This is a genomic window from Streptomyces sp. NPDC051218 (assembly GCF_044455475.1).
In the GTDB taxonomy this organism is placed as follows: Bacteria; Actinomycetota; Actinomycetes; order Streptomycetales; family Streptomycetaceae; genus Streptomyces.
The window spans coordinates 998,448-1,017,951 of the sequence record NZ_JBITEU010000001.1 but is presented as its reverse complement, the minus strand read 5'-3'; the positions used below and the strand labels follow the sequence as shown (position 1 = coordinate 1,017,951).

The 19,504-nt window shown below is 70.2% G+C and carries 15 protein-coding genes; 7 read left to right on the top strand and 8 right to left on the bottom strand.

Annotation, left to right across the window (positions count from 1 at the left end):
• Positions 1 to 14: 14 nt before the first annotated feature.
• The gene (locus ACIBCK_RS04635; protein ID WP_399386665.1) at positions 15 to 977 is read left to right on the top strand and encodes a molybdopterin-dependent oxidoreductase; all 963 of its coding nucleotides are present in this window, start codon (positions 15 to 17) and stop codon (positions 975 to 977) included.
• Positions 978 to 1,003: 26 nt separating this feature from the next.
• Here the strand turns inward: ACIBCK_RS04635 and ACIBCK_RS04630 are convergent, their stop codons facing one another.
• Both ACIBCK_RS04630 and ACIBCK_RS04625 read right to left on the bottom strand, forming a co-directional pair.
• Complete coding sequence (locus ACIBCK_RS04630; RefSeq protein WP_399386664.1) at positions 1,004 to 4,297, bottom strand: S8 family serine peptidase; 3,294 nt, start codon at positions 4,295 to 4,297, stop codon at positions 1,004 to 1,006.
• A gap of 155 nt (positions 4,298 to 4,452) precedes the next feature.
• Positions 4,453 to 5,010 (bottom strand): CGNR zinc finger domain-containing protein, encoded by a 558-nt coding sequence (locus ACIBCK_RS04625; protein WP_399386662.1) that lies wholly within the window; start codon positions 5,008 to 5,010, stop codon positions 4,453 to 4,455.
• A 126-nt stretch (positions 5,011 to 5,136) separates the two neighbouring features.
• On the opposite strand from ACIBCK_RS04625, the gene ACIBCK_RS04620 reads away from it, so the two are divergent.
• The 4 genes from ACIBCK_RS04620 to ACIBCK_RS04605 all read left to right on the top strand — a co-directional run bounded on the left by ACIBCK_RS04620 (position 5,137) and on the right by ACIBCK_RS04605 (position 9,821).
• Positions 5,137 to 6,048, top strand: coding sequence for a pyridoxamine 5'-phosphate oxidase family protein (locus ACIBCK_RS04620; RefSeq protein ID WP_399386660.1), 912 nt, complete (start codon positions 5,137 to 5,139; stop codon positions 6,046 to 6,048).
• 9 nt (positions 6,049 to 6,057) lie between these two features.
• On the top strand, positions 6,058 to 6,513 hold the full coding sequence (locus ACIBCK_RS04615; RefSeq protein WP_399386659.1) for an NUDIX hydrolase: 456 nt from the start codon (positions 6,058 to 6,060) through the stop codon (positions 6,511 to 6,513).
• A gap of 248 nt (positions 6,514 to 6,761) precedes the next feature.
• Positions 6,762 to 8,567 carry a TIGR03767 family metallophosphoesterase gene (locus ACIBCK_RS04610; protein WP_399386658.1) on the top strand — a complete coding sequence of 602 codons (1,806 nt, stop codon included), beginning with the start codon at positions 6,762 to 6,764 and terminating at the stop codon, positions 8,565 to 8,567.
• A 90-nt stretch (positions 8,568 to 8,657) separates the two neighbouring features.
• Positions 8,658 to 9,821 carry a serine hydrolase domain-containing protein gene (locus tag ACIBCK_RS04605; protein ID WP_399386656.1) on the top strand — a complete coding sequence of 388 codons (1,164 nt, stop codon included), beginning with the start codon at positions 8,658 to 8,660 and terminating at the stop codon, positions 9,819 to 9,821.
• Positions 9,822 to 9,863: 42 nt separating this feature from the next.
• Here the strand turns inward: ACIBCK_RS04605 and ACIBCK_RS04600 are convergent, their stop codons facing one another.
• Positions 9,864 to 10,919, bottom strand: a complete 1,056-nt coding sequence (locus tag ACIBCK_RS04600) for a hypothetical protein (RefSeq protein ID WP_399386654.1) — start codon at positions 10,917 to 10,919, stop codon at positions 9,864 to 9,866.
• Positions 10,920 to 11,071: 152 nt separating this feature from the next.
• On the bottom strand, positions 11,072 to 13,648 hold the full coding sequence (pepN, locus tag ACIBCK_RS04595) for an aminopeptidase N (RefSeq protein WP_399386652.1): 2,577 nt from the start codon (positions 13,646 to 13,648) through the stop codon (positions 11,072 to 11,074).
• Between the two features lie 163 nt (positions 13,649 to 13,811).
• Between pepN and ACIBCK_RS04590 the strand changes: the two genes are divergently transcribed.
• A complete protein-coding gene (locus ACIBCK_RS04590) occupies positions 13,812 to 14,468 on the top strand; it encodes a DsbA family protein (RefSeq protein ID WP_399386650.1) in 657 nt (218 codons plus the stop codon).
• Here the strand turns inward: ACIBCK_RS04590 and ACIBCK_RS04585 are convergent.
• From ACIBCK_RS04585 to ACIBCK_RS04570, 4 genes are all read right to left on the bottom strand, one after another.
• A complete protein-coding gene (locus tag ACIBCK_RS04585) occupies positions 14,465 to 14,674 on the bottom strand; it encodes a hypothetical protein (protein ID WP_399386649.1) in 210 nt (69 codons plus the stop codon). The two genes, ACIBCK_RS04590 and ACIBCK_RS04585, sit on opposite strands and share 4 nt — an antisense overlap.
• Positions 14,675 to 14,810: 136 nt before the next feature.
• Positions 14,811 to 15,461: a superoxide dismutase gene (locus ACIBCK_RS04580; protein ID WP_367041917.1), complete on the bottom strand. Its 651-nt coding sequence runs from the start codon at positions 15,459 to 15,461 to the stop codon at positions 14,811 to 14,813.
• A gap of 192 nt (positions 15,462 to 15,653) precedes the next feature.
• The gene (locus tag ACIBCK_RS04575) at positions 15,654 to 17,090 is read right to left on the bottom strand and encodes an amino acid permease (protein ID WP_399386646.1); all 1,437 of its coding nucleotides are present in this window, start codon (positions 17,088 to 17,090) and stop codon (positions 15,654 to 15,656) included.
• 172 nt (positions 17,091 to 17,262) lie between these two features.
• Positions 17,263 to 18,657, bottom strand: coding sequence for an amino acid permease (locus ACIBCK_RS04570; protein ID WP_399386644.1), 1,395 nt, complete (start codon positions 18,655 to 18,657; stop codon positions 17,263 to 17,265).
• A gap of 267 nt (positions 18,658 to 18,924) precedes the next feature.
• Between ACIBCK_RS04570 and ACIBCK_RS04565 the strand changes: the two genes are divergently transcribed.
• A complete protein-coding gene (locus ACIBCK_RS04565) occupies positions 18,925 to 19,503 on the top strand; it encodes a biotin transporter BioY (RefSeq protein ID WP_367041911.1) in 579 nt (192 codons plus the stop codon).
• The last annotated feature ends 1 nt before the right edge of the window (position 19,504 follow it).

The window sequence follows — 19,504 nt, the reverse complement described above, 5'->3', positions numbered from 1 at the left end:
CTTATGGTTACTACATGAGTCCCCAAGTGCCCGCGCCCGAGCCCGACTTCACGCCGACCGACGACGTCTTCGTGCGGAAGCACCTGGGTGTGCCGGACATCGACGTCGCCGACTGGGCGCTGGTGGTGGAGGGGCTCGTCGAGCACCCGCTGCGCCTCGACATGGCCGCCGTTCTCTCCCTCGGGACGCAGCGGCTCGCCGCCTTCCACGAGTGCTTCGGGAGCCCCTTCGCGCCGGACGTGCCGACGCGGGCGGTGGCGCAGGTGGAGTGGGCCGGGGTGCCGCTCGCCGCGGTCCTGGACCGTGCGGTGCCCGGCGCGGGCGCGCGGCACGTCTGGTTCGAGGGCGCGGACACGGGGTCCTTCCAGGGGCAGGACGGCGTCACGTACGTCAAGGACCTGCCCCTGTCGGTGGCCCGCGGTGATGTCTTCCTCGCGCACCGGATGAACGGCGAGCCGCTCCGTCCCGAGCACGGGTTTCCCCTGCGGGCGGTGGTGCCGCGGATGTTCGGCACGAACTCGGTGAAATGGCTGACCCGCGTCGTCCTGGCGGACCGCAGGCCGGAGGGGCTGTTCACCACGCGGCTCTACAACCGTGTCCTGCCGGGGGAGTCGTCCCCGGGCCCGGTGCGGGAGGTCGACGTGAGCAGCAAGTTGTTCGTGCCGGAGGAGGGTGCACAACTCCCTTCCGGTGAGGTGGAGTTGAGTGGCCGGGCGTGGAGCACGACGGAGGTCGTGAGCGTCGAGGTATCGGTCGACGGAGGGCCTTGGGAGACGGCCGCGGTGGCCCCGCCGGGCGCCGGGCCGACGTGGCAACGGTTCTCCCTAGTGCGGGAGTTGGCTGCTGGGCGGCATTCGATCCGCTGCCGGGCGCGGGATCTCGCGGGGCGCGTGCAGCCGCTCGCGGGGGCGCGTAATGCGGTGCATGAGGTGGGGGTCGAGGTCGGGGGAGATGGCCTCAAACGCCGGCCGGGCTGATTCTCGGCCCGGCCGGCGTCAGACACCTAGGGAGTCACCTTCTCGATCAGGACACTGCCCGTGCCGGCAACCGTCCCCCGGCCGTTCAAGAGGGACACCTCACCGAACAGCTGACGCCCCTCCGCCGCAGGCGCGTCCGCCGCGACCTCCGCCGTCACCTGGGCGGAAGCCCCGTTCGCCAGCTTCACCGGCGCCGACTCGTCCACCTTCACCGAGCCCAGCGCGCCCGAGAAGAAGACATCCCGGTAGTCGTACGCGGTCGTGCCGGACGGGATCGAGTAGCCCGCCACCTCGATCTCGTACGTACCCGCCGCCGGCTTGGTGATGCTGACCGACTCCTCGGAGTCGCCGTCCGCCGACGAGCCCACGACCGCCCCGTCCTTCGAGACCGACAGGTCGAGGTCGGCCGCGGTGTCGGCCGTCGAGCCGATGGCCACGTCGAGCCGCTCCGCACCCGCCGGCACGACCACCGTGGTCGTCTGCGTCTCACCCTGCTTGATCGACGGCTTCGCCGCCTTCGCGGAGCCGAGCGGGCCGCCCTTCAACTTGCCGTCCACCGCGGCGAAGTTGTTGGTGACCTTCCAGGAGACGGGCGCCGGCGTACCGACCTTCGCCTCGGGCACCGTCTGCACGGCGGGGTCGAAGGCGACACCCAGCGCGGAGACGTCCAGCTTGTAGGGGTTGTCCAGAAGCGGCGACGTCCTGCGCGACTCGACCTCGATCTCCCACACGCCGGGCTGCGGCTCGGGGTACGAACGCAGGTCGGGGCGGCAGGTGTTGGCCGGGTTCTCGTAGTTCGCGTAGCACGTCAGCGACGACGTCGAGTCGACCGGGACGCCGTACGGGTGCACCGCGATGAACCGCGTCTGGCTCTTGCCCTTCAGGCCGCCGAGCGCCACCTCGAGGGACTTGGCGTCCTTGGGGACGGTGACGAAGTACGACTCGGTGCTGTTGCGCTGCGTCGAATCCGACGTGGAGAAGGTGTACGACGGCTTGGCGAGCGGCGACGAGACGACGACCGTCGACATGATCTGCTGGTCGATGCCCTCGGAACGCTCGTCGTCGACCGTCAGGATCGCGCTGTGCAGACCGGCCGACTTGGCCTTCGCCTCCACCTGGACCGTGACCGGCTTGTTCAGCGGCAGCGTCACGGCGCCCTTGCCGGGCAGTTCGAAGGTGCGCTCGTGGTTGTTGACCAGGTCCAGCTCGTGGCGGATGCCGCGGTCCGGGCCCGACGTGCGGGTGATCGTGACGTCGTACGTCCGCTTCTGGCCGGTCCTCAGGCCGCCCTCACGGTCGTAGATGCCGGTGCCGGGCTTCTTCAGCTCCTGCTCCAGGGCGGTGTCGACCGGGGCCTTCACCGTGTACGTGTGCGCCTTCGCGTCGTCCTCGATGGCGTTCCAGGCGTCGACCACGTTGATCAGGCCGGTGCCCTGCGCGTACGCCTGCTCGCCCCGGATGCGGTCCGCGGTCGAGGTGAGCGCGGTGCGCAGCTTCGCCGGGGTCAGGTCGACCTTCTCCCGCTTCGCGGCGGAGAGCAGCAGCGCCGAGGCGCCCGCGGCCTGCGGGGACGCCATCGACGTGCCCTGCAACATCGAGTAACCGGCGGGCAGTTGATAGCCCGCCTCGGTGACCGGGGAGCCCGGAAGCCAGGTCTGCGTCGTGTTGATGGCCGAACCCGGCGCGGAGATGATCGGCGCGAAGCCGCCGTCCTCGCGCGGGCCGCGCGAGGAGAACGGCATCATCGCGTACTTCTTCTCGACGGCGGAGCCGTAGTTGGCGGCCCAGGTCTCCTTGGAGATGGAGGCGCCGACGGAGATGACCTTGTCGGCGAGGGCGGGGTCGCCGATGGTGTTCGCGCCGGGGCCCGAGTTGCCCGCGGAGATCACCAGCTGGACGCCGTACTCGTCGATGAGGCGCTTGTAGAGCTCCGCGCGCGCGTTGTTGCCGTCGTTCAGTGCCGGGAGGCCGCCGATCGACATGTTCACGATGTCGACGCCGCGCTTCGTCACCAGGTCGATCATGCCCTCGGTGAGCGCGACGTTCGTGCAGCCGCCGGACCAGGTGCAGGCGCGCGACGAGACCAGCTTGGCGCCGGGCGCCGCGCCGCTCATCTTGCCGCCGAACAGGCCGTTGGCCGCGGTGATGCCCGCGACGTGCGTGCCGTGCTCGGACTCGATGACGCCGATGTTGACGAAGTCGGCCTTCTTTCCGACCCAGTCGCCGCCGTACGGGTCGGTCGGAACGTCCTTGCGGATCTCGACGACGAACGGGACGCGCTCGACGACGTCGGTCGCCGGGTCGTCCTTGCCGAAGTAGGCGACCTGGTGGCCGTCCTTGTACGGCTTCATCGTCTCGTCGTCGGTGAAGTCGTTGTTGTCGTTCAGGTCGACGCGGACGGTGCCGGCGGCCGGGTCGTACAGCACGCCCCAGCTGTCGGTGGTGTCGCCGTCGCGGTTGATGTCGCCGTTGGCGTCGCCGCCGACGGTGGCCGACTCGCGGAAGCGGTTGACCTGGAAGGAGCCCGCGGGGGCCTGCCACGTCTCGCTGTCCCAGGTGAACACGGGGCCGGTGACGGGGTTGGTCATGCGCCGCCAGGTGCCGTCCGCGTCCACGATCGGGTCGGTCGCGGTCACCCAGTCGGTGATCTTCCGCTCGCCCGTGGTGGTCTTCTGGAGCGCGGGGTGACCCAGGTCGACGCCGGAGTCGAGGATGCCGATGGTGGTGCCGCGGCCGTCCGCCTTCGGGTGCTTCTTCACGAAGTCGACGGCGCCCGTCTCGAAGGACGGGTTGTACGGGTTCTTCGCCGGGGTGTTCTTGCCGGGCCCGGCGTACGTCCCCTCGGCCGCCTTCTTCGCGCCCTTGGCGCGGTCGGCGGCGGGCGTCGGGTCGTCGAGCTCGATCTCGTGCCGCAGGTCGATGGCGTGCACGGACGACAGCTTGCCCGCCGCCTCGATGGCGGCCTCGGCCTTGCCGGTGGGCACGGTGGCGCGTACGTAGCCGAGCTTGTCGTACGTCCGGCCCACGGAACCGCCCTTGACGGCGTCGAGCTGGTCGGCGACCTGCTCGGTGGCGCCGGGCGCGGTGGCGACCATCATCGTGACGGTCTTCTCGCCCTCCGCCTTCGCGTCGGCGAGGAGGTCGGCATCGGCCGAACCCAGCTTCTTCGCTGCGGACTTGGGGGTTGCCTGGCCCCCGGGGTCGCCGGGGCCTCCGTCGGCCGCGAGGGCCATGGGTATGGGACCGGCGGCGGAGAGCGCGGCGGTCAGACCGACGGCTATCGCGAGACGGGTCGTGCGTCTAGCACTGGATCTGTGCATCAGCATCCCTGTACGTAAAGGTCGAAAGGTCCGGAATCCGGAACCGGATGACCGCTCAGCCTTACGTAAGTGACTGCTGTTTGGGGAGAGTTGTCCGGAGAGGATCGGAGCGTGGCGTAATTCCGCCATGCGCCATCGGTGACATAGCGGGTGATTCAGGCCTCGCGGGCGCGGGCGTAGTGCCGGGAGGCCTTCGCCCGGTTTCCACAGGCGGCCATGGAGCACCAGCGGCGCGTGCCGTTGCGCGAGGTGTCGAAGAAGTGCAGGACGCAGGCCTCGTGCGCGCAGGGGCGGATCCGGTCGGGCGCGGTGGTGAGCAGCGTCAGGTAGTCCCGCGCCGCCAGCCAGGCCGCGCCCCACGTCGCGTCCTTGAACTCGGGCTCCTCGCCGGGGCCTTCGGCGGTCAGGGTCGCCCGGATCCGCCCGTGCCCGAGGATCTTGTTGACGCGGGCGATCCCCGCCGCCGCATCCGGGGCGTCCACGACGGTGGAGATCGCGTCGCGCGCCCGCAGCACATGCTCCAGCGTCGCCTCGTCCGCGCCGAAGCGGTCGTCGAGCCGGTTGGCCGCGAGCCAGACGGCCAGCCCTTCGGTGCCGTCCAGGAGATCCTGGCGCCCGCCGTCCGCCGTCCACCGGGTGTTGAGCAGATCGAGGGAGAGCGGCTCGCCGACGAGGGGGCGGGGGTCGTGGAGGTCGCGGGGCGCGGCAGTCATGGGGGCTCCCTTCAAGGCTAACCAGCAAAGGGTACGTGACTGGTTGACTCGATCCGAGTCTAACCATTAAAGTCACTGTCACGGGTTACCCGCGCAGGGTGGGCCGCCGCCGGCAAGGGGAGTGCCATGACCCCGTACGACCCATACGACCCGTACGACCCGTACCACCAGGGCTCCCGCGCCGTTCAGGACCGCGTCGGCGTGCGGGAACTGGCCGACCACGTGGGCCGGTCCATCGGGGACGGGATCCGTCCCGTCGCCGCCGCCTTTCTCGAACTCCAGCCCATGCTCGTGATCGGCGGCGCGGACCCGGCGGGCGCCGTCTGGGCCTCGTTGCTCACCGGAGAACCGGGGTTCGTGCGGGCCACGGGGCCGCGTCAGATGTCGGTCGCGGGCCGCCCGCGCGAGACCGACCCCCTCGCGCGGGCCCTCGCCCAGGAGGGCACCCCCGTCGGCACCATCGCCCTGGACCCCCGCACCCGGCGGCGCCTGCGGCTGAACGGCCGGGCGCGGCCGACCCCCCGAGGCCTGGCGATCGAGGCCGATCAGGTCTTCTCGAACTGCCCGAAGTACATCCAGAAGCGGCAGCTTTCGCCGGGCGTCATGGCGGCTCGCCCGAAGGCGCCTCGCCACGGAGTGAAGCTCACCGGCGATCAGCGCGCGTTCCTGGCGGATGCGGACACCTTCTTCCTCGCCACCGTCCACGCGAAGGGCGCCGACGCCGGCCACCGGGGCGGCAATCCCGGCTTCGTCCAGGTCCCTTCCCCCTATGAACTCACCTGGCGGGACTACCCCGGCAACTCCATGTTCCTGACCCTCGGCAACCTCGCCGACGACCCCCGCGCCGGCCTCCTCTTCCTCGACTGGGCGACCGGCACGACCCTCCAGCTCACCGGCACCGCTCGCACGGACCATGCCGACGACGGCTCCCGCACGGTCCGCTTCACCCTCACCGAGGCGGTGGAGACCTACTGCGCGAACCCCTTGGGCTGGTCCGCACCGGAGTACTCTCCTGCCAATCCCACCCAAGAGGACTAGCGTCACTCTGTGAACAAAGAGCTCCGGGTGGCGGCCTACGCCGTATGCGTGCAGGACGGGCAGTTGCTGCTCGCCCGCTGGGTGGCGGGCGACGGCAGCAAGCGCTGGACGCTGCCCGGCGGCGGAATGGACCACGGTGAGGACCCGTACGACACGGTGATCCGCGAGGCCGACGAGGAGACGGGGTACGTCATCGAGCCCCGCGCACTCCTCGGCATCGACTCACTGCGCCGCCGCTACCCGCGCAAGCTCGGAGCCGTCGCCGACTTCCACGGCCTGCGGATCGTCTACGAGGCGCGCATCACCGGCGGCGAGCTGCGCCACGAGCGGGACGGTTCCACCGATCTCGCGGCCTGGCACGCCCTGGGCGACGTCCCCGGACTCGACCGGGTGGGCCTCGTCGACGTCGGGCTCGGCCTGTGGCGCACCCGGCCCGACGACGGACACCTGACGGCATCTTCCTGAGGCTTCGCAGGGCCTTCCCTTCCCCGAAAGATGAACGTGGAGTGACCGCTTCCTCTCCGCCCGGAGAGGGGTGCGTGACCGCGCAGGGTGCCGGATGATCCACGTACGGTGATCGGCGTTGCCCGTTGCGGTCTCGTTAACGTGCAGGTCATCCCGGATGCCAACGATCCAGTACGAGCGGGAATTTCGCCTGGTGCGGAGCTGCCCGCGACCACTGCCGACGCGTTCGCAATCGGGGAGACCGCGCCATGTCGCGCATACGCTCTGTCGCCACAGCCGCCCAGTCCGCCGCCCAGTCCGCCACCCATACCGCCGCCGGTGCCGCCTCTTCGGTGGACCGCCGCGCCTTCCTCGCGGCCACCGGAGCCATCTCCGTCTCTGCGGGCATCGGCTACGCCCTGAGACCCGCCACCAGCCATGCCGCCGCCGCGCGCGGGCCCGCCCCGGTCGCGCTCTCCCGGCAGGCGCCCGCCGCGCCGCTCGCGCCCTACCGCGGCGGCACCACGCTGGGCGCCGTCGCCACCCCGCGCGGCGCCTCCGGCTACCGGCGGCTCGGCGACGGTCCCGCCTGGGAGCGTGTGGTCCGCGGTGATCTCGCCGCGGCCAAGAACGGCCGCGAGGGGCGCCGCACCCCGCTCGCCGCGTTCGTCCAGTTCACCGACCTGCACCTGGTCGACGTGCAGCACCCGCTGCGGTACGAGTATCTGCGCGCCCAGACGGCGAGCGCCTGGCGCCCGCAGGAGGCCCTCTCGGTGGCCGGCGCGGTCGCGCTCGTCGAGCGGGTCAACGGGCTGCGCGGCGCGCCCGCCACCGGCTCGCCGCTGCACTGTGTGGTGACGACGGGAGACAACACGGACAACAACTCCCGCTCCGAGCTCGACTGGTTCCTCAAGACCATGAGCGGCGGGCGCATCACCCCCAACACCGGTGACCCGCGCCGCTACGAGGGCGTCCAGGACAGCGGCCTGAAGCTGTACTGGCACCCGGACGGCGACCTCCGCGACTCCGACAAGGCCCTCGGCTTCCCGCAGGTCGACGGCTTCCTGGAGGCCGCGCTCCGCGAGGTCAACAGCCCCGGCCTCGGCCTGCCCTGGTACTCGACCGTCGGCAACCACGACGCGCTGCCCGGCGGCTGCTGGGGCCCCGGAGACTCGTACTTCTCCGAATTCGCCGTCGGCGGGCGGAAGTTGATGTCCTTGGACGAGTCGCGGGGCGCCGCCCTGTGGAAGGCCGTCAAGAAGGGCCGCGATCCCAAGGGCTCCCAGTTCAAGGAGCTGTTGAAGAGCGAGGCCCGGCGGATGCGCTCGGTCACCCCGGACGAGAGCCGCGCGCCCTTCACCCCCGCCGAGTACGTCCAGGCCCATCTCGACCCCGCGTACAAGGGCCACGGCCCCGCGGGCCACGGCTACACGCAGGAGAACCTCGACGCGGGCACCCAGTACTACTCCTTCCGCATCAGCGAGGACGTCCTCGGCATCAGCCTGGACTCGACGGATCCCGGCGGCCACTACGAGGGCTCGCTCGGCAGGGCCCAGATGGAGTGGCTGGAGCGGGAGCTGAAGGCCAACGAGGAGAAGGACGGCGGCGGTTCGTACGTCGTCGTCCTCAGCCACCACACCAGCCGCACCATGCGCAATCTGCGCCAGGACCCGGACCGCCCGCGCGAGGGCAGACACGGGGGCGACGAGATCGTGGCGCTGCTCGGCCGCCACCGGTCCGTCCTCGCCTGGGTCAACGGTCACAGCCACAAGAACAAGATCACGGCGCACCAGACCCCGGACGGCTCCTTCTGGGAGGTCTCCACGGCCTCGCACATCGACTTCCCGCAGCTGGCCCGCGTGGTGGAGCTGAGCGACAACCACGACGGCACGATCTCCCTCTTCACCACCCTCATCGAATCGTCGGCCCCGCACCGCACGGATTACGCCGACCTCTCCCAGACCGGCCTCGCGGCGCTCTATCGCGAGCTTTCCTTCAACGCCCCTGGTGCGAAGCCCGCGTTGGGCGGCGAGCCGGGTGACCGGAACACGGAACTGATCCTCAAGAAGGGCTGAAAACCGCTCAACCCGCGCGAGGCGTTCAACCTCCTCACCCGTCCGCCGAGTCCCTCCCGCCGTCCGAACGGTGTGAACAGAGGGGGAGACATGGCAGTACGCAGGAGAGGCCTGACGGGCGTGGCCGCGGGGGTGGCCATGGCGGTGACGGCGGGGGTGTTCGCGGGGCCGGCGTTCGCGGGGGAGTCCGGTGGCGGGCACGGTGACCGGCACCGGGCGACGCAGCGGGCGATGGAAGCCGCGGTCAACGACGAAGCCCCCGGCGTGACGGTCCAGGTGAAGGACAGGCGCGGAGCCTGGGACTCGGCAGCGGGCATCGGGGACGTCGAGCGGCAGACTCCGCGCGGCGCCCACGACCACTACCGCATCGGCAGCATCAGCAAGATGTTCCTTTCCACGGTGCTGCTCCAGCTGGTGGCCGAGGGGGAGCTGAGCCTCGACGACACGGTGGGGCGGTGGCTGCCGGGCGTGGTCGAGGGCAACGGCCACGACGGCGACCGCATCACGGTGCGCAGGCTCCTCAACCACACCAGCGGGATCTACGACGTACTGACCGACCCCGGGTTCCAGGACGCGGTGTTCACCGAGAAGTTCCTCGCCCACCGCTACGACACCTGGACTCCCGAGCAGCACGTCGCCATCGCCATGCGCCACGAGCCGGACTTCGAGCCCGGCAAGGACTGGCACTACTCCAATACCAACTACATCCTCGCCGGCATGATCATCGAGAAGGTGACGGGCGAGACGTACGCGGACGAGATCCGGCGGCGCATCATCGAGCCGCTGGAGCTGAGTGGCACCAGCGTGCCCCCGAGTACGGAGTTCGGTCTGCCGACGCCGAGTTCACGCGCGTACATGAAACTGTCCAAGGCCCCGGACGCCAGGACCCACGACGTGACGGAGCTGAATCCGTCCATGATGGGCGCGTCGGGCGGGATGATCTCCAACTCCGCCGACCTGAACGTCTTCAACACCGCCCTGCTGCGCGGCAAACTCCTGCCGAAGAAGCAGCTCGCCGAGATGAAGAAGACCGTCCCGCAGGAAGAGGGCAACGACGACGAGGGGTACGGGCTCGGCCTGGTGAGCCGCACGACCAAGTGCGGCAAGGTCGTCTGGGGCAACGGCGGCGATGTGCACGGCTCGACGACGATGATGCTGTCGTCCGAGGACGGCCGCCACGCGCTCGCCGCCAACTTCAACAGCATGGAAGGCGACTTGTACGCGATTCTGAACGCCGAGTTCTGCGGCAAGTGACGCGCAGGGGGCGGGGCCCGTCGTGCGCCCCGCCCCAGGGTCCTACCTGGGGAGCACGACCACGTACGCCGCCGGATCGCGATCGCCCGACGCCATCAGGGCGGTCCGTACGACGGTCGCCTGCTGTTCGAGCGACTCGCGCAGCTTCTTGGGCGTCAGGTGGACGACGGTGATGCCGAGCCGCTCCAAGTGCTCGCGCTTGCGGGCGTATTCGGACCACAGCGCGTCGTCGTCCTGGCGGAATCCCTGCCGGGGTGCCCGCGTGTCCAGCTCGACCGCGACGGCCAGATCGGGCCAGTAGGCGTCGACGCCTCCGAGATGCGGTCCGCCCGGCAGTCGCAGGTCGACGTTCCACAGGGGATCGGGCAGCGCGTGCTCGGTGACCATCCGGTACAGCCGGTCCTCGGCGATGGCGCGGCCCTCGGCGAGCAGCGAGTCCACGGCGTCCACGACATGCGGGCGGGTGAGCAGCTTCGCCTGGTTCAACTCCCTTACGACGGCCGCCGGTTCGCAGTGCCCGCCGCGCACCGCCTCGGTGAGCAGTCTGCGCACGGCGGCCGCCTCGGTGAGCCCCGCCACGGCGTCGGCGAGCGCGCGCGGCACCGGGGCCACCGGAACTCCGCCGATCTGTACGGCGGTCGGCAGCGCCGGGGTGCGCACGAGCCGGACGAACCCGGTGGAGCGCAGCCGCCGGGTGCGCGGGACCAGGACGTCGATGTGGTCGAGGGAGAGCAGTGGGGGAGCCGACGAGAAGCGGTGCAGGGCGAGCGCGGCGAGCCCCGTGACCAGGGCGTCGGCGTACGGGGCGTGGAGTTCGCCCGCGCCGGGTTGTGCCGGCACGGTCTTCGCCACCTTGGCCGGCGGCCGCCCCGCGAACAACAGGGCGCCGTGCAGGCGCTCTTCACTGGTCGGCGGGCCCGGATGCAGCAGGCAGACTCCGGGGAGCAGCTGCTGCCAGGGCCCTTCGGGGCGGCAGTGGGCGGTGATGTCGGCGGGGGAGATGCCGTGGGCGCGGAGCTGGGCGGTGCTCATGACGCGGCGCTGGACCGCGGCGAGGTGGCGGAGGGGGCGGGGGGAGAGCGGGGTGTTGTGGTTCATGACCGGGCCATTCCCGCTGCCGATCCGCCCCCTAACCGCTGTTACACGCCCGTCGACATAACCGGACAACCCCGCACTAAAGTGCAGACGTTCGACTGCCGAAAAGGTCCGTTTGTGCTCGGTACGTTCCGGCAGTCGCTCCCCCCCTCGGCCTAGGAAGCGGCCGCCGCGTCACAGACCTGCGCCCGCAGCGACCGGGCGAGGTCGTCCCGGGCCTCCAGCACGAGCCGCCGCAGGGCGGGCGCGGCCGACTCGTGCGAGTCGAGCCACAGGTCCGCCGCGTCCAGCGTCTCCTGGTCGCCCTGGAGGATGGGGAAGAGACCCCTCACCACGTCCATGCCGATCTGGATGGACCGCTCGGCCCACACCCGCTCGATGGCGGCGAAGTACCGGGGCGCGTACGGAGCGGTCAGCTCCCGCTGCGACGCCTGCGCGAACCCCGCGATCGTCGCCCCCACCAGCGCGTTGGACAGGGAGTCCGACTCGACCACGGAGGCCCACGCCTGCGCCTTGACCGCCTCGGACGGCCGCGCGGCGAGGCACCGCACCTGATGCCGCTTGCCCGAAGCGGTGTCGTCACGGACCAGCTCGGCGGCGAGCACCCGCTCGTCGGCGAGGCCGTGCGCCGCCAGCGGACCGAGGAAGGACCAGCGCAGCTCCTGGTCGACGTCCAGTCCGTCGATCTTCGCGGTGCCTTCGAGGAGTCCCTGCAGCAGCTGGAGATCGGCGTCCGACGACGCCACCGCGGCGAAGAACCGCGCCCACGTCAGCTGGTCCTGGCTGCCGGGCTCCGCGATCCGCAGCTCCCGCAGCGCGCCCTCGGCGAGGGCGCGCCCGCCCTCCTCGCGCCACTCGGGGGCCGCGTAGAAGGTCAGGGCCGAGTCCGCCCAGGTGTGCAGCATCTGCAGCACGCCGATGTCGCTCTCACGCCCCGCGAACCGCAGCACGAGACCGATGAAGTCCCGCGCGGGCATGACCGCGTCCCGGGTGAGGTTCCACAGCGCGGTCCAGCACAGCGCGCGGGCGAGCGGGTCGGTGATGTCGCCGAGGTGCGCGCGCAGCGTGTCCAGGGAGTTCTCGTCGAAGCGGATCTTGCAGTACGTCAGGTCGTCGTCGTTGACCAGGACGAGGTCGGGAGCCTCCTCGCCGGCCAGCTCGGCCACGACCGTGCGCGGCCCCTCGACGTCCAGCTCCGCACGCGCGTACCGCGTCAGCTCGCCCTCGGGCGTGCGGCGGTACAGTCCCACCGCCGCCCGGTGCGGGCGCAGTTCGGGGTGTGACTCGGCGGCCTCCTGGATCACGGAGAGCTCGGTGATCCGCCCCTCAGCGTTCAGCAGGACCTGAGGCGTCAGGGAGTTGACGCCCGCCGTCTGAAGCCAGGCCTGCGACCAGGTGGCCATGTCGCGCCCGGAGGTCTCCTCCAGGACGGAGAGGAGGTCACCGAGGCGGGTGTTCCCGTACGCGTGCCGCTTGAAGTAGCGGCGGGCGCCCTCCAGGAACGCGTCACGCCCGGCGTAGGCGACGAGCTGCTTCAGGACGCTCGCACCCTTCGCGTACGTGATCCCGTCGAAGTTGAGCTTGGCGTCCTCCAGGTCGCGGATGTCGGCCGTGACCGGGTGCGTGGAGGGCAGCTGGTCGGCGCGGTACGCCCACGCCTTGCGGTTGTTGGCGAAGGTGATCCAGCCGTTGGTGAAGCGCGTCGCCTCGACCATCGAGAAGGCGCCCATGAAGTCGGCGAAGGACTCCTTGAGCCACAGGTCGTCCCACCAGCGCATGGTGACGAGATCGCCGAACCACATGTGCGCCATCTCGTGCAGGATGACGTTGGCCCGGCGCTCGTACGACGCCTGGGTCACCTTGCCGCGGAAGATGAATTCCTCGCGGAAGGTCACGAGGCCGGGGTTCTCCATCGCGCCGAGGTTGTACTCCGGGACGAAGGCCTGGTCGTACTTCCCGAAGGGGTAGGGGTAGTCGAAGTTGTCGTGGAAGAAGTCCAGTCCCTGCTTGGTGACCAGGAAGACGTCGTCCGCGTCGAAGTGCTTCGCGAGCCCCTTCCTGCACATCGCGCCGAGCGGGATGTCCAGCGTCGTGCCGTCGTCGAAGGTGCGGCTGTAGGAATCCGTCACGTAGTGGTAGGGGCCCGCGACGACCGCCGTGATGTACGTCGAGATCGGCTTCGTCTCGGCGAACTTCCAGACTCCGTCGGCCAGTTCACCGGCGCCGTTCGACCAGGCGGTCCACCCCTCCGGAGTCCGCACCTCGAAACGGAAAGGCGCCTTCAGGTCGGGCTGCTCGAAGTTGGCGAAGACACGCCGGGAGTCCGCGGGCTCGTACTGCGTGTAGAGGTAGACCTCGCCGTCCTCCGGGTCGACGAAGCGGTGCATGCCCTCGCCGGTGCGGCTGTAGGCGCACTGGGCGTCCACCACCAGTTCGTTCTCGGCGGCCAGGTCCTCCAGCGTGATCCGGGTGCCGTCGAAGACCTCGGCGGGGTCGAGGTCCTTGCCGTTGAGGGAGAGCGCGGTGACGCTCGGCGCGATCAGGTCGGCGAAGCTCGTGGCGCCGGGTTCGGCGGAGCGGAAGCGCAGGGTGGTGACGGAGCGGAACGTGCGCGGCTCCTGGTCGCTCTCGCCGATCGCGGAGCGCAGGTCGAGAAAGACCTCGTACCCGTCGACGGACAACAGGGCGGCCCTTTCCTGGGCCTCGTCGCGGGAAAGATTCTCACCGGGCACGGGCGGTACTCCCTTGTACTCGCAGGTGTAAGTCGTGGATCGCACGACCTGTACGAATGTCTACGATCCTCGCATGTGCCCTCAGTGCGCGGTATCGGGGAATGCCCGGGTAGATCACTGACGTTCCCCTGGCCAAGCGCGCACGTATTCCCTAGGGAGAGACATGTCCGAGAACGGCAAGTCCGGCAAGCAAGGCAAGACCCCCGTCGACTTCTGGTTCGACCCGCTGTGCCCCTGGGCCTGGATGACCTCGCGCTGGATGCTCGAGGTGGAGAAGGTCCGCGATGTCGAGGTCCGCTGGCATGTCATGAGCCTCGCGGTGCTGAACGAGGACAGGCTCGACGAGCTGCCCGAGGAGTACCGCGACATGCTGGAGAACAAGGCCTGGGGCCCGGTCCGCGTGGTCATCGCCGCCCAGCAGAAGCACGGCGACGACTACACCGGCAAGCTCTACACCGCCCTCGGTACCCGCTTCCACAACCAGGGCGAGGGCCCGACCCGCGAGGCGATCGTCGCCGCGCTCAAGGATGTCGGCCTGCCCGAGGAGCTCGCGGAGTACGCGGACTCGGACGAGTACGACACCCAGCTGCGCGCCTCCCACCAGGAGGGCATCGACATGGTCGGCCAGGACGTGGGCACGCCCGTGATCGCGGTCCCCGGCGCGGACGGCGAGCAGGTCGCCTTCTTCGGCCCGGTCGTGACGCCCGCCCCCAAGGGCGAGGCCGCGGCCAGGCTCTGGGACGGCACGCTCCTGGTCGCGTCCACGCCCGGCTTCTACGAGATCAAGCGCACGCGCAAGCAGGGACCGATCTTCGACTAGCGGAACTGCTCGGGGAGGCGGAAGCCGCGCTTGAAGGCGAAGTGCGGCTGGACGCGCAGGCAGCCCGGGTGTGTGCAGCGCCGGAAGGTCCCGGCCTCCGCACGGCCCACCTTCGAGACGACGTAGGCCAGTTCCGCGTCGTTGAGCCAGCGGAACAACTGGAAGCTGTCACCACAGCTGAGGCAGCGCTTGGAAGGGTCCGACATGGGCCTACGGTCCCCCGGAACCCCGCGCACCGAAAGGCCCCCGTGAGTCATGTCCTCACGGGGGCCTTTCGTCTATCCGCCTGCCTCGGCGAAGGTTGAGAAGACGATCACGAGGCGGGGCGTTTCAGGGGCAGGCTCAGGGAGCGAGCAGCAGGCTGTTCACGCGCTGCTTCGCGGCCGCGTAACGCTTGGCCACGTCCTGCCAGTTGACGACGGCCCACATGGCGTCGATGAAGTCGACCTTCTGGTTCTTGTACTGCAGGTAGAAGGCGTGCTCCCAGGCGTCGAAGACCAGGATCGGCGTCGAGCCCTGGCCGACGTTGCCCTGGTGGTCGTAGACCTGCTCGACGATGAGGCGGTTGCTGAGCGGCTCGTAGGCGAGCACGCCCCAGCCCGAACCCTGCGTGGTCGCCGAGGCCTTGGTCAGCTGCGCCTTGAACTTGGCGAAGGAGCCGAAGGACTCGGTGATCGCGTCCGCGAGGTCGCCGACCCCGTCCGCGGCCAGCGGCTCGCCGCCGCCACCGTCCTTCGGGCTGTTCATGTTGTGCCAGTAGATGCTGTGCAGGATGTGGCCGGAGAGGTGGAAGGCCAGGTTCTTCTCCAGGCCGTTGATGGCGCCCCAGGACTCCTTGTCGCGCGCCTCCTCCAGCTGCTCAAGGGTGTCGTTCGCGCCCTTCACGTACGCCGCGTGGTGCTTGTCGTGGTGCAGCTCGACGATCTGGGGGTTGATGACCGGCTCGAGCGCCGCGTAGTCGTACGGAAGTTCTGGAAGCGTGTAAATGGCCATGATCCGAGCCCTCCGACTGCTGCTCTGCTGTGGTGCAACGCTTATTGCAATCTATATGCAAGTGCAGGCTAGCAGCAGGAGCAGGCCGGAGTTGATCAGCCCTTCGTCCTAGGACCGGAGGCGGGGGAGAGGGAGGAAACGCGAAGAGGGCCCCGAGTCGGTCGACTCGGGGCCCTCTTCGCGTTGCTGCCGCTACTCGGCGGCGACAGCCGCCCGCTTCTCCGCCGTCTTCTGCCGGACGAAGCCGATCACCGCGAGCACCAGCGTCAGCGTGCCCGTGGCCAGGAGCTGCTTGCGCGTGTCGGGCTGTTCCGTCATCAGGTAGAAGATGTACGCCATCGCGGCGAGCGCGACCCACGTCAGGACCGGGTAGGCCCACATCTTCACGACCAGCTTCTGCGGCTCGTCGCGCTCCGTCCTGCGGCGCAGGATCAGCTGCGAGACGGCGATGAAGATCCAGACGACCAGGATCATCGCGCCGATCATGTTCAGGAGCCACGGGAAGACGTCGTCGGGGCGCCAGTAGCTGAGCAGGACGCAGACGAAGCCGAAGACCGAGGAGGCGAGGACCGCGAGGCGCGGGACGCCGCTGTCGACGCGGCCGAGCACCTTGGGGCCCTGGCCGCGCGCGATCAGGGAGTACGACATGCGCGATGCGCCGTAGATGTTGGCGTTCATCGCGGAGAGCAGGGCGATCAGGACGATGACGTTCATGATCTGGCCGGCGCCGGGGATGCCCAGGTGGTCGAGCGTGGCGACGTACGGGCCCTTCGCGACGACTTCCTTGTTGTCCCAGGGGAGCAGCGTGACGACGACGAGCATCGAGCCGACGTAGAAGAGGGCGATGCGCCACATCGCCGTGCGCACGGCCTTGGCGACGCTTCGGACCGGGTTCTCGGACTCCGCCGCCGCGATCGTGACGGTCTCCAGACCGCCGTACGCGAAGACGGAGGCGAGGAGGCCGATGATCAGGCCGTCCGTGCCGTTCGGCATGAACCCGCCCTCGCCGGTGAGGTTGGCCGTGCCGGGAGCGGAGACGTCCGAGCCGGGCAGGATGCCGAGGATCGCCAGGACGCCGATGCCCAGGAAGAGCGCGATCGCGCCGACCTTCAGGGCGGCGAACCAGAACTCGAACTCGCCGAAGTTCTTCACGGCCGTCAGGTTGGCCCCGCAGAACACCAGCATGAAGAGCGCGACCCAGACCCATTCGGGGCTCTCGGGGAACCACCCCACCATGATCTTCGCGGCGCCGATGCCTTCGAGCCCGACGGCCACGCAGAGCAGGAACCAGAAGCCCCAGCCCGCGGTGAAGCCCGCCCACGGGCCGATCGCCCGCTCGGCGTGGACCGAGAAGGAACCGGACGCCGGGTTCGCCGCCGACATCTCGCCGAGCATGCGCATCACGAGCATGACGAGCGCGCCGGATATCGCGTAGGCGAGGACGATCGAGGGGCCGGCCGCGGCGATGCCCGCTCCGGAGCCCACGAAGAGCCCGGCGCCGATGACGCCACCGAGGGCGATCATGGAGAGGTGCCGCTGCTTGAGGCCGTGGACGAGCGGTGAGTCGACCTTGGGGGCCTCGGGGGCCGCGTCGGGTGCTGCGTCCTTGGGGGTGGACGTCCGAGACATGGGCGTGCCCTGTTCAGTAGCTGAGACGGGGGAGCTGAGCGGGGTGAGCGAGCGGCCCACAGCGGGGTGAGCGAGCGGCCCACAGTCTGAAGTCCGGTACCGCTGACAGGGAACACCTGACCGCTATACGGACACGACGCTCACACTTTGTGAAGGTGTCGGCACTGGATGTTCACACCCTTGTCCTGCGCACCTCGCGCCACTCCCGTAGACCCGCGACCGCGAGAACCAGACCCGTCGCGCCCGCCGACCAGAGCAGCTGGGGCCGCGCCGCGTCGTCGGTCAGCATCAGGCCGAGCACGGCCGCCATCGCCGCGAGCGCCGCCCACGTCAGATACGGGAACGCCCACATCCGCAGGACGAGCCGCTCCGGTGCCTCACGCTCGATGCGCCGCCGCAGCCGCAGTTGCGAGACCGCGATCAGCGCCCACACGAAGAGGAGCACCGCGCCGACCGCGTTGAGCATGTAGAGGAAGACCGAGTCGGGCCACTTCAGATTCAGTACGACGGAGACGAAGCCGAAGGCCACCGACGCGAGGACGGCACGACGCGGCACCCCGCCGCCGGACACCTTCAGGAGCGCCTTCGGGGCCTCGCCGCGCTCGGCCAGCGAGAAGACCATCCGGGACGAGCCGTACAGGTTGGCGTTCAGCGCCGAGAGCAGCGCCACGAACACCACGATGTTCATGATCGTGCCCGCCGACGGCACGCCGATCGAGTCCAGGACCGTCACATAGGGACTGACGCCCGCCTGCTCCGCCGTCCAGGGCAGCACCGTCACGATGACGAGCATCGAGCCGACGTAGAAGAAGAGGATGCGGTAGACGGCGCTGCGCACGGCGCGGGAGACCGAGCGCACCGGGTCGTCGGACTCGGCCGCGGCGATCGTCACGACCTCCAGGCCGCCGAAGGCGAAGACGACGGCGAGCACCCCGGACGTCACGCCCTCCCAGCCGTTGGGCAGGAAACCGCCGTGTCCGGTGAGGTTGGTGAGGCCCACGGGGTCGGTGTCCGGCAGCACGCCGAAGACCGCGAGCAGCCCGAGGATCAGGAACGCGACGATCGCGAAGACCTTCAGGGCGGCGAACCAGAACTCGAACTCGCCGAAGTTCTTCACGGCGGCGAGGTTGGCCGCGGTGAACACCAGCATGAAGATGAGCACCCAGGCCCACTGCGGCACACCCGGCGCCCAGCCGTTGGCGATCTGCGCGGCGCCGGTCGCCTCCACGGCGAGGACGACGACCAGCAGGAACCAGTAGAGCCACCCGACGCTGAACCCCGCCCAGCGGCCGAGCGCACGCTCGGCGTGCACGGAGAAGGACCCGGAGGCGGGCATCGCGGCCGACATCTCGCCGAGCATCCGCATCACGCACATCGCGAGCGCGCCGGCGATGAGGTACGAGACGACGATGCCGGGCCCGGCGACGGCGATCCCGGCCCCGGAGCCCACGAAGAGCCCGGCTCCGATGACGCCGCCGAGCCCGAGCATGGTGAGGTGGCGCTGCTTCAGCCCGCCGCCGAGCGGTTCGGGTTCCGTGCCCGTCAGGGGCAGGGGTGCGTCGTGCATGGTGCTCAGCGCTGCTCTCGGGATCACAAAGGCTTGGCGGGAACCTACAGTGTCGCTGGGGTGCGGCCCCCCGCGCAAAGCGGGCCCAAAGCGCCGTCGACCTCAGTGACGAGCATCACGCTCCCGCAGGGGGTGGGCGCCGCCTATTGTCCAGAACCCACGAACAAGGTGCCCCGCACCTTGTCACCCGCACACCGTGAGAGGCGCCCCCGCCTGAGATAGCGTCGCGGGGTCCCAACTGCCCGTCCCATAACCCGCGGAGTCCCGATGAGCATCGCCGCCGTCTCTTCCCGTCCCGGCCAGGTCCTCGCGGACCTGCTGCCCGCGTCCCGCGCGAAGGACGCGGCGTTCGTCATCGGCGGCGCCGCCCTCACCGGCATCGCGGCCCAGATCGCCGTGCCCGTCCCCGGTTCCCCCGTGCCGGTGACCGGGCAGACCTTCGCCGCTCTCCTCGTCGGCACCGCCCTCGGCGCCCGCCGCGGCTTCCTCTCCCTCGCGGTGTACGCGCTCGTCGGCATGGCCGGTATGCCGTGGTTCGCGGAGGCGGGCTCCGGCGTCGCCGCGCCGTCCCTCGGCTACGTCCTCGGCATGCTGCTCGCCGCGACCGTGGCCGGCGCCCTCGCCCGCCGCGGCGGCGACCGTTCGGTCCTGCGCACCGCGGGCACGATGGTGCTCGGCTCGGCGATCATCTACGCGGTCGGCGTCCCGTACCTCGCCGCAGCGACCGGCATGTCGCTGACCCAGGCCGTCGCCGCCGGGCTCACGCCGTTCCTGATCGGCGACGCCCTCAAGGCCGCGCTCGCGATGGGCGCGCTGCCGACGGCGTGGAAGCTGCTCGACCGCTAGC